The organism is Lysinibacillus sp. UBA6686 (assembly GCF_002455205.1).
GTDB lineage: Bacteria > Bacillota > Bacilli > Bacillales_A > Planococcaceae > Lysinibacillus > Lysinibacillus pakistanensis.
Genome location: NZ_DKJS01000012.1, coordinates 16822 through 31205 on the forward strand (window position 1 = coordinate 16822; position 14384 = coordinate 31205).

The following is a 14384-nucleotide window of genomic DNA, read 5'->3' on the forward strand; positions in this document are numbered from 1 at the left end:
ATTTTGTTCTAGCCATTTCATGACCGTAACATTCACGAGTTATTTTCTATCAATTGTAGACTTCTTGTTTTGTTCTGCTAATCAATGAATGAATAATCAGAAAATACTGCGAGCTACAGAAATAGATACTGATCAATCTTTTTTCAAAATGGATTCTTTTTATTGACGTTTGTGGGATTTTTATAATCAAACCTCATTTCAAAGCAACAGCTGTCGCTGCGTTAGCACTACGCTATCGCACAAAAAGCATCTGTTGACCCAAAGCCACCTGTGGATGTCACGGAATCGAAAAGGAGTTAATAAAGGATATTAGCCTATAATCATTGCATTCATGCGATAACGGCTAACTGACCTGCATCACGAAGGTCTAAGGACAAAGCCGAAATCAATTACCTGGGGCATAATTGATAAGGAATTTTTCATGCGGTTTGCAACTAATCCTTGCCATCATAATCAAAATCCCGTATGAAAATACGGGATTTTGATAAATCAATTTATTAAAGTAACATCTAGTTTGAAACATTTAGATACCAGCCCAAACATCTTTTCCGTATCTTTCCTCAACCTGTAAAAGATCCAACCAATTTCTTGCCTCTTGGTCACTGACTCCGTGAATATCTTGATATACGTGACAAAGAGTATTTTCAACATCTGGAGTCATTCGACTGCCATCACCACATATATAAAGGTGGGCACCGTTCTCTAATAACGAAATTAACTGAGCTCCATCTTGTTGCATTAAATGCTGTACATATGTTTTGGGGTGACCTTCCAAGCGGGAAAAAGCTGTATGCAAAGATAGTAAACCGTCTTTTTCTTCTTTTTCTAATTCTGTACGATAGAGATAATCCATTTCTGGATGACGACAACCGAAATATAGATGAGCTTCCCCTAAGTGAACACCTTTTTGCTGTTGGACACGTCGTGCTTGTAAAAATCCACGGAATGGTGCAATGCCAGTACCTGGTCCAACCATGATAATAGGTGTTTCCGGATTCTCAGGTAACTGAAAATTTGCTTGTGGCGTTCGAATAAAGCAGGTAATTTCATCATCATTGTGACGCTGAGCTAAATAATTAGAAGCGACTCCTTTATATTCCCCTTGACCACTCCATGCAGGTCCACTAACAACACCGACTGTAATACTTAGACGATCTGGTGTAACAAGAGGAGAGCTTGAAATAGAATAGTAACGCGGTTTAAGTGCCGGAAGAAGTTCTAAAAAACGTTCAAAACGGATTTCACACGCTTCATATTTTTCGAGAAGATCCAACATTGAAATGCGTTTCTTTAGTATTTGTTCATGATAAACTCCCTCTTCCAATAATGCTTCCAATTCATATTTATGAGGAGGGCAAGCCGTAGATGTCGCCAATTCGCGTATTTGCGCTCGAGTTGCGGCTTCCTGAACTTCTACACTATAGCTAAGAAGGTCAAATAAACTAACAGGACGGTCCAAAGGAAGGTGAGTTACACTGCGTCCACTTGCACTCAGCACCACTTGTTCTTTCCCGTTTAAGCCAAAGCGTTTTAAAATTCGGCTGACATTCGCTTTGCTGTTTCTTGGCAGTACTCCAAGATGGTCTCCTTCTTGATAAGTAACCCCTTCTGGTAAGGCTATCTCGATATGCCGAGTACTTCGATCACTGCCAGTTGCTTGGAGCTCATGATTTTCTACTACAGATGCGTGAACTGCTTCATATGTCCGAGCCAGTGGAGACCCTCCCAGACTACTGACAAACTGCAAACTTAAAGTACTACGCTCTTTCTCCACATTTTTATTGAGCTCCAATCCAAAGGTTTTCATCGCATCAGACCACATGCTTCGTTTCCATTGATCGAGCTGCTCCTCAAAGTCACCGCTTACATCTCCTTCTCCGCGTTTAGAGAATCTTGTCCCTCCTTTTTGGGCCATTTGCTCATCAATAAATCTTGGTACCTGCTGATAGGTACTAGCCCAGTTATGATCTCCACAACCGAAAACGGCATATTGAACGTCTTTTAATTCATCCGATTTTAATTCCTCCAGCCACTGCACAAACTGACCTGCATTACTTGGCGGTTTTCCGTTATAAGAGGAAGTCACAATCAGAACAGCACCTTCTTTTGGCATGCTTCCAATTCGATCATTAAGCGCAGCTACTTCCGTTTGAACACCATGTAAACTAGCTGTGTCCGCAAGTTCTCTGGCAACACCTTCTGCTACCCCTGTATCAGAGCCGTAAAGAACAAGCAGAGGAAGATTATTGATCCCAATAAGTGATGGTATATTCTGAATATTTTGTTCGATTTTATCATCCTTTCGTGTCTCCTCTTTGGGTGGAAGAACGGCAGGATGGATGGCATCTTGATTTCGGGATTGAATCTTAATCTTAAAATCATTTGGCTTTAGCGTTAATGTTTGCTTAACATCCAACTGATAGTTTTGATAATCAATCAATTCAAAATGTTGGAGAAGCATGCCTAGTACAAGAGTTGCCTCGTGGAGAGCAAACTGCATACCGATACATGCCCGCTGACCATTTCCAAATGGCTTATAAGCATGATGTGGAACTTTATCCGGATCTTCGAATCGTTCAGGCTGGAACTCTTCCGTATTTTCTCCCCATGCGCCTTTATCCCGATGCAGCTGTGGAATAAGAACGGAAATACGATCTTCTTTCTTAATTAGGTATTTCCCGCCAATCACCGTATCTTCTTTTGGATAAAGGCTAAATGCTGGAGCGGTAGGCCATAGACGTAGCGATTCATTTAAAATCATCCGTATATATTTAAGTTGCAGAACCTGTTGATATGTCGGAGTGTGACCTGTTAATACCTGATCTACTTCTTCATAGGCTTTTCTCAATTTGTCCGGATTTTTCAATAAGAAATAAATCGCAAAGGATAATAAACCACTTGTTGTCTCATGCCCAGCTATTAAAAAGGTAATGATTTGGAAACGAATATTTTCATCATCCAGTTTTTCGCCTGTTTCTGGATCCTTCACATTTAACATACGAGAAAGTAAATCATTTTCTTCCTGGCTTTCTTTTGCTTTACGTTCAGCAATAATATTATCCACTAAAGAAAACATAGTTTGGATGTCATACTGAAATTGACGTTTCGTTCGCAACATGAGTTTGTCCTCTATATCTAGTCGCTGTAATTGATGCATCGCTTCATCTAGAGCACGGGTCATACTAGTGATAAAAGGATGTGGGGTCTCACGATAATAACTATTAAATCGGTAATTAAAGCCACATAAACCAATCGTGTCTAATGTTAGACGGGTCATATCCTCTGGGACATTCACCACTTCATTCGGATTAAGTCTTGCCCATTTTTGAACAAGCTGTACAGCAATATCAACCATCATGTGATGGTAATCCTTCATGGCTCGTTGACTGAAGGTAGGCATCAGTATATTATGAGCTTTTTTCCAGTTCGGCTCGTAAGTCCAGCTTGTAAATAAACCGTCTCCAGCAAAGGATCGAACCTTTGCTAAAGCACCCTCTGCACTTTTATCGAAGCGTGACTGATCACAAACCTCTTCTACTAGTTCATGTCCAGAAATGACAATGATGCTGTCTCTTAAAGTTTGAAGCCGAAAAATGGGACCATACTCTCCCGCTAGTTTGATAAACGATAGGGTCGGTTTATCTTTATCGATTAATGGGATATTCCCCAGCGGTCCATATGTTTTCGGTTGAGGAATAGTAGACGCTTTTTTTTCCATTAAAAACACACCCTTTCAAAAAAGTATGAAACACAATTTCATACAGAAAGTAAACACCACTATAGTGCACCTAAAGTCCATTATACCCTTCAAGATGAGGGTTATTCGGTGAGCCTAAAAAGAGTCCAACCTTAATGTGTCCCAAATGATTAAGAAAAAATAAGAGGAGAAAAAAGTTTTTAATAATCACTTTTTAATCCTTTTATTTGTTTAAGCTTTTTTTAAGGTATCGATTATTTTGCTATAAGGTTATTCCAATATACTTACAATATAGTTAATGAATAGTGAGGTTTTTTAATGGAAATAAAACGAGTTTCTTTTATTGATTGTATGCGAGGATTTAGTTTGTTTGGGATATTGCTCGCGAATTTACTGATTTTTCAATTTGGAATGCAAGGAAAGGAAAATCTAAAGGGCTTATCGCTGCTCGATCAAGGTGCATATTATTTCTTGAAGGTTGTTGTTGAAAGCTCATTTATGCCAATCTTTACATTACTTTTCGGCTTTTCACTGATGAAGCTAGTGGAATCTGCACGCCGAAAAGGGAGAAAAAGTAGATGGGTCATTCTTCGTAGAAGCATCGGGCTTATTGTATTAGGATGGTTACACCACTTATTCATTTGGGAGGGTGATATTTTACTATTTTATGGTTTAATGATTCCTATATTGGTTCTTTTTATCAATCGAAAAGCCAAAACTGCATTTATTTGGGCAGGGATATTGTTTGTTATTACTATCGCACTGTCATATGGTCAAAGTGAGGTTTCAAAGAAAGAACAGCAAGAGAAGGATACGTATGCTGCAAAAGAAAGTCATATGTATGCGAATGGTACTTATGCAGAAATATTTGATTTCCGTCTCAATCCAGAGCCATCAGAAACGGAAAAGCCTGCAGAAATCGCTCTTATGATATTGATGGCACCAATTCTTCTTTTACCATTATTTTTAGTAGGCATGGGTCTTGCCAAGGTACGTGCATTTGAGAATATAGAGCAGGAGAAAAAATGGTATATGTTAGGAGCACTTCTTGTACCAATTGGGCTGTTATGCAAGTCTTTAAGTTTAATGGAAAACAATTTTTCTGTAATGCTTTCGATGGGCGGTGCTCAGTTATTATCGTTAGGCTATGTATGTTTAGCTGCCTTACTGTATAAATTTTGGCATACCTCTATTATTTCTCAGGCCTTTGAATGTGTCGGTAAGCTATCATTAACAAATTATTTAATGCAATCGATTATTTGTACGACTGTCTTTTATGGCTATGGTTTAGGGCTGTTTGGAAAAATTGGCGTCTTTAATGGCATATTGTTCGGGCTTATTGTCTATAGTTTCCAATGTGTTATGAGCTTTTTATACTTGAAAAAATGGAAGCGCGGTCCATTCGAACAAATTTTACGTATGTGGACGAATTGGTCATTAAGGGGCCGTTTAAAGCAAAAAGAACAAGTTTAAAATGAATTAAACAGGGGTTGGGACATAACAAAAACCGTGAGAAATCAATTTTATAAATGTTGATTTCTCGCGGTTTTTTGAAGAGTTTAAAACCAATTCCGCTAAGGTACTGGCTTCGTATACATTAATTACTTGTAGAATTTTATTCGATTTTCAAGTGGTTGGAATTCTTTTTCGCCTGGTGTTACCGTCGGATTGCCAAATGGCATTTGAGCAATTAGCTTCCAATTATCAGGGATATTCCATTCTTTTTTCACTTTATCGTCAATTAATGGATTATAATGTTGTAATGAAGCTCCTAATCCCTCTGCTTCCAATGCTGCCCATACAACTAGTTGGTGCATACCTGATGCTTGATTTGACCAAATTGGAAAGTTCTCAGCATATGCAGCAAATTGCTCTTGAAGCGATTTAACTACAGCTTCATCTTCTAAGAATAAAACTGTCCCATAACCTGCTTTAAAGGAATCCATTTTTTGTTGAGTACCTGAAAAATCACTATCTCCAACTACTTTTCTTAATGTTTCAGTTGTGATGTCCCATAATTTATTATGTGCCTCACCTGATAATACAACAATACGTGCAGTTTGAGAGTTGAATGCTGATGGAGTATATTTCACAGCGAATTCTATAATTTCTTTAATTCTTTCATCCGATATTTTTACCTCTTTATTAATTCCGTAGTAAGTACGTCTTTCTTTAAGTGTAGTGTAGAAATCTTTTGTCATAATTTTCTTCCTCCCAATTTACTAAATTTCTTTTTACACACATTGCATCTGTCACTTAGGGATTTTTACTTACCAAATCATTTAGAATCTTCAAATGGCTGTTTTATTTTTTAAAACCTCGCCTACACCTGTAAGTCAAGGCCATCATTAGCACTGCTATTTTTTAATCCTTTTGGCAAATTTCCCTACTTATACTATTTTAAGTATTATGCTCCAGGTACATATTTTGTGTTCAAAAAATATGGTATCCAAACAGACAATAGAGTATACAAATGTCTGTGGATTTAATAGGTGCAGGCTAAGCACTTGAAAAGTATGATTTATGAAATTGATTCAACTAATTAAAATACTCAATAATGCCATCTACAATTCCCTGTTGTGTTTTTGCTTGAAATTTTGCTGAATTCATTCTTTTTTCGTCATCTTCGTTAGATGTAAATCCTAATTCAATCAATATAGCTGGTGAGGAATTTTCTTTTAGTACATAGAAATCACTTCCTTGTATACCTCGATTTCGAGTAGTTATTTTTTGATTAAAAATCGATTTTTGAACAATTTCAGCTAATTTCTTATCATGTTTTTTATTCGCTCCAAAATGTGTTGTTATTCCTTTCACATTAGTATCCTCAAAAGCATCGTGGTGAATGCTAATAAATAAATCAGCGTAATAATCGCTAGCTACCTTAACACGGGCTCGTAATTCTTCCTTTTGATTCGTCTCAGAAAGTAAACTGGTATCATTCTCACGCGTTAAGATAACTTTTGCATTTGTCCTATTTTCTATCTCTTTTTTCAAATTTTGAGCTACTTTTAAATTAAGATCTTTTTCAATTGTACCTAGTACCTCCCCTGTCGCCCCTCGATCTCTTCCACCATGCCCCGGATCAATTACAATTATTTTATCGCTCAAATGGTAACCATCTTTTGGAACATTTTTTTTCGCTTTCATATGTAGCAAACAAAATCCAGTAATTATTAACATAATACATCCGAGCAAAATAATTATTTTTTTCATACAAAAAACTCCTTATCAGCTTCAATACATTGTCTAAAGAAATAGTAATGAAGACTAATAAAGATTAAATGCAGATTAGATCGATTTTGTTTAAAATATAAAAAACGTGTAGAAATGAAACTTACACGTTTTTATTTAAATAGAAATAAAATAATACGCCATCTTTAGTATTCGATACACCATATGGCATACCATGTAACTCTAAAATATTTTTGGAAATAGCTAGACCCAATCCCGTACCACTATTGGTGCGTTTACGAGAGGTGTCTCCCAGGTAAAAACGATCCCATATTTTCTCTAAATGTTCGGAAGCAATATGTGTGCCTTTGTTCTCTATACATATTTTTACACGATCTTCTTCTTCCATCGTTGAAATGATAATATCTTCGTTTTCAGGCGTATATCGAATAGCATTGCTAATAAAGTTCGTAATCACCTGTTCAATTCTATTTTGATTTGCAGCTACTTTAATTTTGGAAAGAGATTTACGAACGTGTAGTTGCCTTTTTGAAATATCTAAAGCTAGTTGATCGGTTATATACTCTATTACCTCATCAATAAAGAAAACATCCATTTCCAACTTATACGTTCCAGACTCAAATTTTGCTAGCTCTAGCATATCAATAATTAGCATATCCATTCGATCTATTTCCTTTGCCATTGCTTGAAAGTAATGTTCCTTTTTATTACTAGCAACACCATCTTCTAAAATAGAAATACAGCTTTTCATTATACTTAAAGGTGTCTTTAATTCATGTGAAACACCGGCAATAAATTCTTTACGTGTATTTTCTAATTGTTTTTCTTTCTCTATATCTTGCTGTAATTGGACTATATATGAATGTAAAGTTTTCGAAAGTGTATTAATATTTTTTGATAGATCACCGATTTCATCTTTAGTAGTAACGGGAATCATTTCAGAAAAATCCAAATCCGCGATTTTTTTTGTTGTATGATTTATTTGTAACAAAGGCTTAGCGATTTTTTTAGAGTAATAGAACGATACCAAGACAATTAGAAGTAATACAAAAATAATTAAGTATACATAGTAATCTTTTATCATCTGAACAGCCTCATCAACCGGTTGTAAGGAGGTCAAAGCAAAAATATAATTTGTTTCCCCCATTGAATCTTTTGTCGGTTTAATGATGACTTTATAGGTAACACCATTTTCCTTATAATCCATTATTTCTGTGGAATCTAAATAATGTTGCTTGTCATTCGTTATTAAATCCACCTGAAATTGTTTTATTCTATTAATTAACACACGATTGGCATAAATAAAGTTTGCCCCTACAGTTTTCTGTGGTAATTGTAAGTTCGTGATATTTCCAACCAAGTAAATTTGTGAATCTGAAGTTGGAGAAGTTTGTTTTCCATAGATTTTCTCTGAAAGTTGCCGATTCTCTAAAACAATATCCCCATTTTCAACTGTTAATATAGTAGGAAGTAATGTATCTCCTTGTTTTACGCCATCAATAAAGATCCGACTTCCTTGCTCTAGCAGGAACGTTATTCTATCCATATCCTCAAAATCAATAAAACTATACAAGGGAATATGAATTAAACGATTCGAAAATTCAGGATCTAATTGTACTTCTAATGAAAAATCATTTGCAGTTTTAATATTTCCAGAACTATCTAACGTTGTTACCCATGATGAATTATCTAGATAAAAATTCTCCTCCATCTTTCGGGTTGTTTGAGTATTATATTCAGCTTTTTTAGATAATTTTTCATAGGTTTCAATACTTTTTTGAACATCATCAACTTTTCTACTAGCATAATATTCCTTAAAAAAAAGGGTTTGACCAATAAAAATAGTAACTAAAATTAGTGTACATAATGCTGTTGTCAGCACAAATAATTTTAATACGATTCCTTTTATCATAGATTCCCCTCAAATTTATAACCACTTCGGACAACTGTTACAATACAAGTAGCTTTGTGTCCTAGTTTATGACGTAAATTACGGATATGACTATTGACAGTACGATCGTCACCTGCAAATTCATACCCCCAAATCTTAATAATTAATTGTTCTCTCGTCAAAATAATTCCTTGATTTTGCATTAAATACGTTAAAATTTCAAATTCGGTATATGTCAGGTTGATAATTTCTCCGTCAACAGTTACTGTTCGTGAGGGAATATGTACATGAATGCCATTACTAGATAAAATATCTTCTGTTGATACTTTACCAGCAGAACTATAACGACTCTCTATTAATCGCTTCACTCTTGCTAATAAAATGGGTGGACTATAAGGTTTTGTCACATAGTCATCTGCCCCCAGCTCAAAACCAAGTAATGTATCATCTTCATCGGCCCGTGCCGTTAACATAATGATAGGTACATTGGATGTTTTCCGAACCCTTCGACAAATTGACCATCCATCTAATTCTGGTAACATGATATCTAATATCATTAAATGAACTTCGTGATTTTCAAAAATAGTTAAAGCTTCTTTTCCATCTGCTACTTCTAATACTTCAAAACCTTCATTTAATAAATAATCTTTAACTATTTCACGTAAAATATCCTCGTCTTCTACAAGTAAAATCGTCTTCTGCATAACTTCTCCAAATTTTCTATAATAATTTTTTGTGTTTAAACTTGTCTGTAAACACATTGTATCAGAATGAAATAGATATCATATCAAAAATAAATAATTTTAACTCTTTCTAAATTCATATCCTTTTAACACGGGTATACTTCCTCTTTCACGACATTACTTTTTTCTGTATTCCTTCAAAGTTACTGGTAATATACGAAAAATAAAAAAGGCAAAGGAATAGGTTCCAATGCCATTTTGCTTGATTAATTTGAGATTTCTAGGAGGATAGAAGAATTTAAACTCTCCTAAAATACACTACGTACTAATCCCCCATCGATTCTCAACGCAGAACCATTAATAGCGGAAGAAAGTGGGCTACTTAAAAATGTCACAAAATGCTCAATTTCTTCTGGGCGAATGAGTCTCTGAATTATAGAGGTTGACCGATTTTCCTTCATAAAGCGCACCTCAGCTTCTTCCAACGTCAAATCTTCATTAGGATATAGGGTATTTAGCATAGTTTCCACGCCCTCTGTAAAAGTAGAACCTGGCATAATTGTGTTGAGGGTTACCTTTGTTTCTTTAGTCAGCTCAGCTAAACTACGAGAAAGTAAGAGCTGCATCGTCTTCGTTGCGCTATAATGTGCCATTTCTTGTGATGGCATAATAGCTGCCTCACTCGCAATAAAGATAACCCTTCCTTCCTTTTTTTGAATCATTTGATTGAGATACCAGCGAGTAAGCCTAACACCACTCATGATATTGACCTCAAACATCTTAAACCATTCCTCATCAGAGATATCAAAATATTCTTTTGGCTCAAAAATCCCTAGGTTATTAATTAGAATATCTACTTTTGAGAATTCGTCAATAGCCCTTTGACAACCCTCTTCGGTTCCTAAATCAGAGACTAATGATCGAAGGATAGCTTCTGGATACTGTACTTAGATTTCTTTTATGGTTTGATGAACCTTTTCTTCATGGCGTCCATTAATAATGACAGTAACACCTTCTGCTACTAATGATTTTGCAATGGCTTTCCCAATTCCTGCAGTAAATCCCGTAACTAGCGCTGTTTCCCTTTCAAATTTAGAAACATATTAAACCCCTCTCAATTACCTTTATAAGATTGCTTTATGGTTAAAGTATGGGTTTCTTCCCTTCTTTTAAACAAAAAACAATTTAAGAAGGAGCGGGTATACAACACCCTCCTCATTAAAATGAGATGACATGTACAAATATGGAAATACAGATAACTTGTTTTTTTGGGAAATATTAGGTAAAAAATCCTGCGATAGATCACGATACGCTGTGGAAATGCTGAAAGTAATACTTCACTAATTAGTCGCATATAACCGAACGCAATCAATGCTTTCAAATAATATGTTACTTAATTTAAATAGAAGCTTGAAAAAATTGACTAGAATTAGGAGGGCATTCAATATCGCACCTAGTAATGCTTAAGCACATAATTATCCATAGTACTGATCTCCAGGAACCCTGACCAGCATATCCTCTCCAATATTGGAGTACCTTATGTTAGACCCTTAGCGAGCCACGGAAGCCCCTAGCCGCATAGTAGGAATCTGCTCCATTATGGTACACAAAAACAGTGTCGTAACGATAGTCACAAAAGAGGGCCCCACCGAGTTTTCTAATATTTACAGGTGTTTGGACCCAGCTTGATGTTTTCAAATCGAAATTTTCAAGTTTCTGCAACTCGCGGTATTGCTCTTCCGTTAAAAGTTCAATGCCCATTGCAGTTGCCATATCAATAGCGTTATTTTCTGGTTTGTGTTTTTTTCTTGACTCCAACGCTTCACGATCATAACAAATACTTCTGCGACCTTTAGGACTTTCTGCAGAACAATCATAAAAAATGTATTCGTCCGTCTTATTATCATGGCCAACTACATCTGGTTCACCGCCAGTTACTTCCATTTCATTAAGTGACCACAGTTTTTCAGTATTTGCTTCGAGCCTAGCTTGTACTTTAGCCCATTCAAGATCTTTATGGCGATTCATATTTTTCTCAAAACGTGCTTTCAAAGTGCTAAGTAGTTCCTCCCGTTGTTCTAGTGATAATTCCATATTACTCTTAGTCATATCATTTCCCCTTTATTGTTTTTAATAAGTTCTTAATTAAACATTAATAGCAGTGGCTAAAACTCTAAATGTCAAAATATCCGTGTACATTTTGCTAGTCTAAGTATGTACATTTTCGCTGATTAACTTACCTTCTATACAAGTTCGTGAATAATCACAACTTGACACGGAGTCTTTCCTCTCATGATTCGATAGCCTAGAATCTAGCTATACCAAGGGCTTCTAACCGGCTTAAGGCTATCTTGCCCACCACTACGCTCCTTTAGGTAGGTTAGTAATTATAGTGTACTAGCCCTTATGGAATCTGTCTAAGTGTAGCCTATTCACTAACTTTTAGAATAGGAGTCAGCTAATATTTCGCAAGGATAATTTTGAGCTGTCATTGAACTAGTTGTTAGGGGATACAAAAATTTTGATTTTTTTCTTTATTCAACTAGAAAAGAGATTTAACTTAACAAACATTATGTTAAATACTTGAATTAAAATAGAGGTTTAATCTAACACGATTTGTAGATTAAACCTCTATTTTTATTTAAACAATCTTAGAGAAAACAGCCTTTTTTAAAGGAACTGCTTTAACGCATCGGTTTATCTTGGAACCACCAATCACCAACATTATCAATAGCAAAATTTATTTTATAACTCCCTATTGTAAGATACGTATGGATATTTTGGTATCGGAACTTGTATTGATATTGATTTATTGAACCTGGATACCCTGTATTAAATTTTTCTTTGGTTCTTACCAAGTCTGCTCTCCATTCACCATCCAAAACATTAGTTCCTATTAAAGTAGAAACGCCAATTGCGCTTAATGCATCTGCAACTTTTGTCTCAACTAACTTTTTACCAATGCTCACTCCAAGCCATTTCGATAAAAGACCTGCTGCTGTCATTGCAGTGGCTACTGCTGCAATACCACCAACAGTAGCATCAAAACTAATTTTAGCTGAAGATACATATACATAATCATTCGCATATACTGATACTTCTGAATTTGAATCAGCATTAAAGTCAGGTTCAGTTAGCTCGAAATTAAAAATCTCACCATCTAAAGTAGCTATACCAGTAGAACTGTTATAAATCAAAGTACTCGTCTCAGTATCATTAGCGACTGTATTCACTATAAAACCATCGACAGTATTTTCAATATCAATATCAATTTCATTATCAGAATTAACTAGAGTGAAACTATGCGTACTATCTGTAATTTCCGAATTTACTACATTAAACCCTGTCCCTGTTATCATATTTTCAGCGGCAAATGTACTATTGGGAACAAATATACTATTACTTGCAAACAGCATTGTTGAACAAAGTGTACTAGCAATTATTTTTTTTGAAATTACCATTTCCTCACCCCATATTAGTATTTTTAATTCTCATTAACAATACCATATATTAATTAAATAGTAAATTTATTACTGTTTAATTTCTTTTTCTTTTTTTAAATTTTTTCTTGTATAATATTTTCTAGCTATTATATTAAAGACAGAAGTCATTATAATTAAATACCACGGAGCTCCTAAATTGCCTGTCGTAAAGCTATCATAAATCCCCCAAATTAATACTGAAAAAAGTAAAAAAGCGGCAGTTAGTCTTTCCGATTTTGGAAAATCATCGTAGTTTTTATCTTTTTTTTCACCATTATCATTATTATTGTTATTCATAATTTAATCACCCCCCAGTATTTTTTAGATAGTACTATATTCTTTATGTAGAAAAGAAATTCCTCTTTTAATTCACCCCACAAAACGTACAGTAAACATTTGATACTTTAGGTCAAAATTGACCTTAATTGTTTTGTCACAAAAATGTAATTCAATTCGCTCTAAATCTTCATTTTCCGTTAATAATTTTGATACTTCTTCTGTTAGCTTCCTAACGTCGTTAAGAAATGCCATGAACATCCACAAAATCACATAATACCTCCCCATTTCTTCCTCTTCTGATAATTACAAAGAAACTCCAACAAACGGTTCAGTTCCAGAAGATCCCGTTTAGTTCCAGTTACTTTTTCAAAAAGGATACGTTGGAAGATATGTGCCCTTCAGCCAACTATATGATAGTAATATGCCAACTCACCTTTCTGATTCAAAGGGAATTTCTTTGTTTTTACATTTTTTTTAAAGAGGTTAATTTTATGAACCCAACTTTCGCACAGCAAAATAGGAAGACAGGCCTTGATATAGTTTTGCAAACCTTTAATCAAAGCCTCTCCCCTCACATAGAAAGAGATTGTGCTACTGCCACAAACCTTTTTACCCCTTCCCGTAGCTGTATTTCATTTACGTATGAATAGCTTAAACGTATCCAGGATGATAGTTGTTTTAATGGATCACAAACTTGACCTGGCACAAAGGATATAGATTGCTCAATACTTTTGCTTAATAATAATTCAGTAGGAAGTGTATCTGGAAGCTGCACCCATAAATTAAGACCACCTTTTGGACTGATCCATTTCCAATCTGTTACTGCTAGCTCTTCCTCCATGATTTCCTTTCGAATCTGAAGGGCAATCCGTATTTTCTCTAGGTGCTGCTGCAATCTTAGTGATGAAAAGTAATGGAGAAAAATTTTTTGATTGAGAAGCGGTGAGCCATTATCAGCTAATGATTTTACTGTTAGTAGTGCATTCATTAAGGATGATGGACAGATAACAGCCGCGATTCTCAAACCAGGTGAGATATATTTACAAAAGCTTCGGATATAAATGACGGTCCCAGCTGTATCATATGTGTAAATTGGCGGTGGCGGGGCATGATCAAAATAGATGTCGTGATAGGCATCGTCCTCAATGATTAAAAAA

The 14384-nt window shown here is 35.3% G+C and carries 11 protein-coding genes and 1 pseudogene; 1 reads left to right on the forward strand and 11 read right to left on the reverse strand.

The genetic code is table 11. The annotated features are described in order from the left end of the window. Positions 1 to 523: 523 nt before the first annotated feature. Entirely contained in the window at positions 524 to 3718 is a 3195-nt protein-coding gene (locus B2R82_RS03280) for a bifunctional cytochrome P450/NADPH--P450 reductase (RefSeq protein ID WP_286923504.1), read from the reverse strand. 297 nt (positions 3719 to 4015) lie between these two features. Between B2R82_RS03280 and B2R82_RS03285 the strand changes: the two genes are divergently transcribed. Beyond that, positions 4016 to 5170 carry a DUF418 domain-containing protein gene (locus B2R82_RS03285; protein ID WP_286923505.1) on the forward strand — a complete coding sequence of 385 codons (1155 nt, stop codon included), beginning with the start codon at positions 4016 to 4018 and terminating at the stop codon, positions 5168 to 5170. A gap of 128 nt (positions 5171 to 5298) precedes the next feature. Here the strand turns inward: B2R82_RS03285 and B2R82_RS03290 are convergent, their stop codons facing one another. The 10 genes and pseudogenes from B2R82_RS03290 to B2R82_RS03335 form a co-directional block, all read right to left on the reverse strand. Beyond that, entirely contained in the window at positions 5299 to 5898 is a 600-nt protein-coding gene (locus B2R82_RS03290; protein WP_286923506.1) for a nitroreductase family protein, read from the reverse strand. Positions 5899 to 6235: 337 nt separating this feature from the next. Next, positions 6236 to 6880, reverse strand: a complete 645-nt coding sequence (locus tag B2R82_RS03295) for an N-acetylmuramoyl-L-alanine amidase family protein (RefSeq protein ID WP_376781262.1) — start codon at positions 6878 to 6880, stop codon at positions 6236 to 6238. A gap of 154 nt (positions 6881 to 7034) precedes the next feature. Continuing rightward, positions 7035 to 8804, reverse strand: a complete 1770-nt coding sequence (locus B2R82_RS03300; RefSeq protein WP_286923508.1) for a sensor histidine kinase — start codon at positions 8802 to 8804, stop codon at positions 7035 to 7037. After that, positions 8801 to 9487, reverse strand: coding sequence for a response regulator transcription factor (locus B2R82_RS03305; protein ID WP_286923509.1), 687 nt, complete (start codon positions 9485 to 9487; stop codon positions 8801 to 8803). Before B2R82_RS03305 ends, B2R82_RS03300 begins: the two co-directional genes overlap by 4 nt. Before the next feature lie 287 nt (positions 9488 to 9774). After that, positions 9775 to 10568 (reverse strand): annotated as a pseudogene (locus tag B2R82_RS03310) (SDR family NAD(P)-dependent oxidoreductase). A gap of 440 nt (positions 10569 to 11008) precedes the next feature. Further along, a complete protein-coding gene (locus tag B2R82_RS03315) occupies positions 11009 to 11575 on the reverse strand; it encodes a DUF4256 domain-containing protein (RefSeq protein ID WP_286923510.1) in 567 nt (188 codons plus the stop codon). A gap of 575 nt (positions 11576 to 12150) precedes the next feature. Then, positions 12151 to 12927: a hypothetical protein gene (locus B2R82_RS03320; protein ID WP_286923511.1), complete on the reverse strand. Its 777-nt coding sequence runs from the start codon at positions 12925 to 12927 to the stop codon at positions 12151 to 12153. A gap of 69 nt (positions 12928 to 12996) precedes the next feature. Beyond that, positions 12997 to 13245, reverse strand: a complete 249-nt coding sequence (locus tag B2R82_RS03325; RefSeq protein ID WP_286923512.1) for a hypothetical protein — start codon at positions 13243 to 13245, stop codon at positions 12997 to 12999. Positions 13246 to 13317: 72 nt separating this feature from the next. Further along, a complete protein-coding gene (locus B2R82_RS03330) occupies positions 13318 to 13497 on the reverse strand; it encodes a hypothetical protein (protein ID WP_286923513.1) in 180 nt (59 codons plus the stop codon). A 301-nt stretch (positions 13498 to 13798) separates the two neighbouring features. Beyond that, positions 13799 to 14384 (reverse strand): aminotransferase class I/II-fold pyridoxal phosphate-dependent enzyme (locus B2R82_RS03335; protein WP_286923514.1); only part of this gene is annotated, 586 nt, incomplete at its 5' end.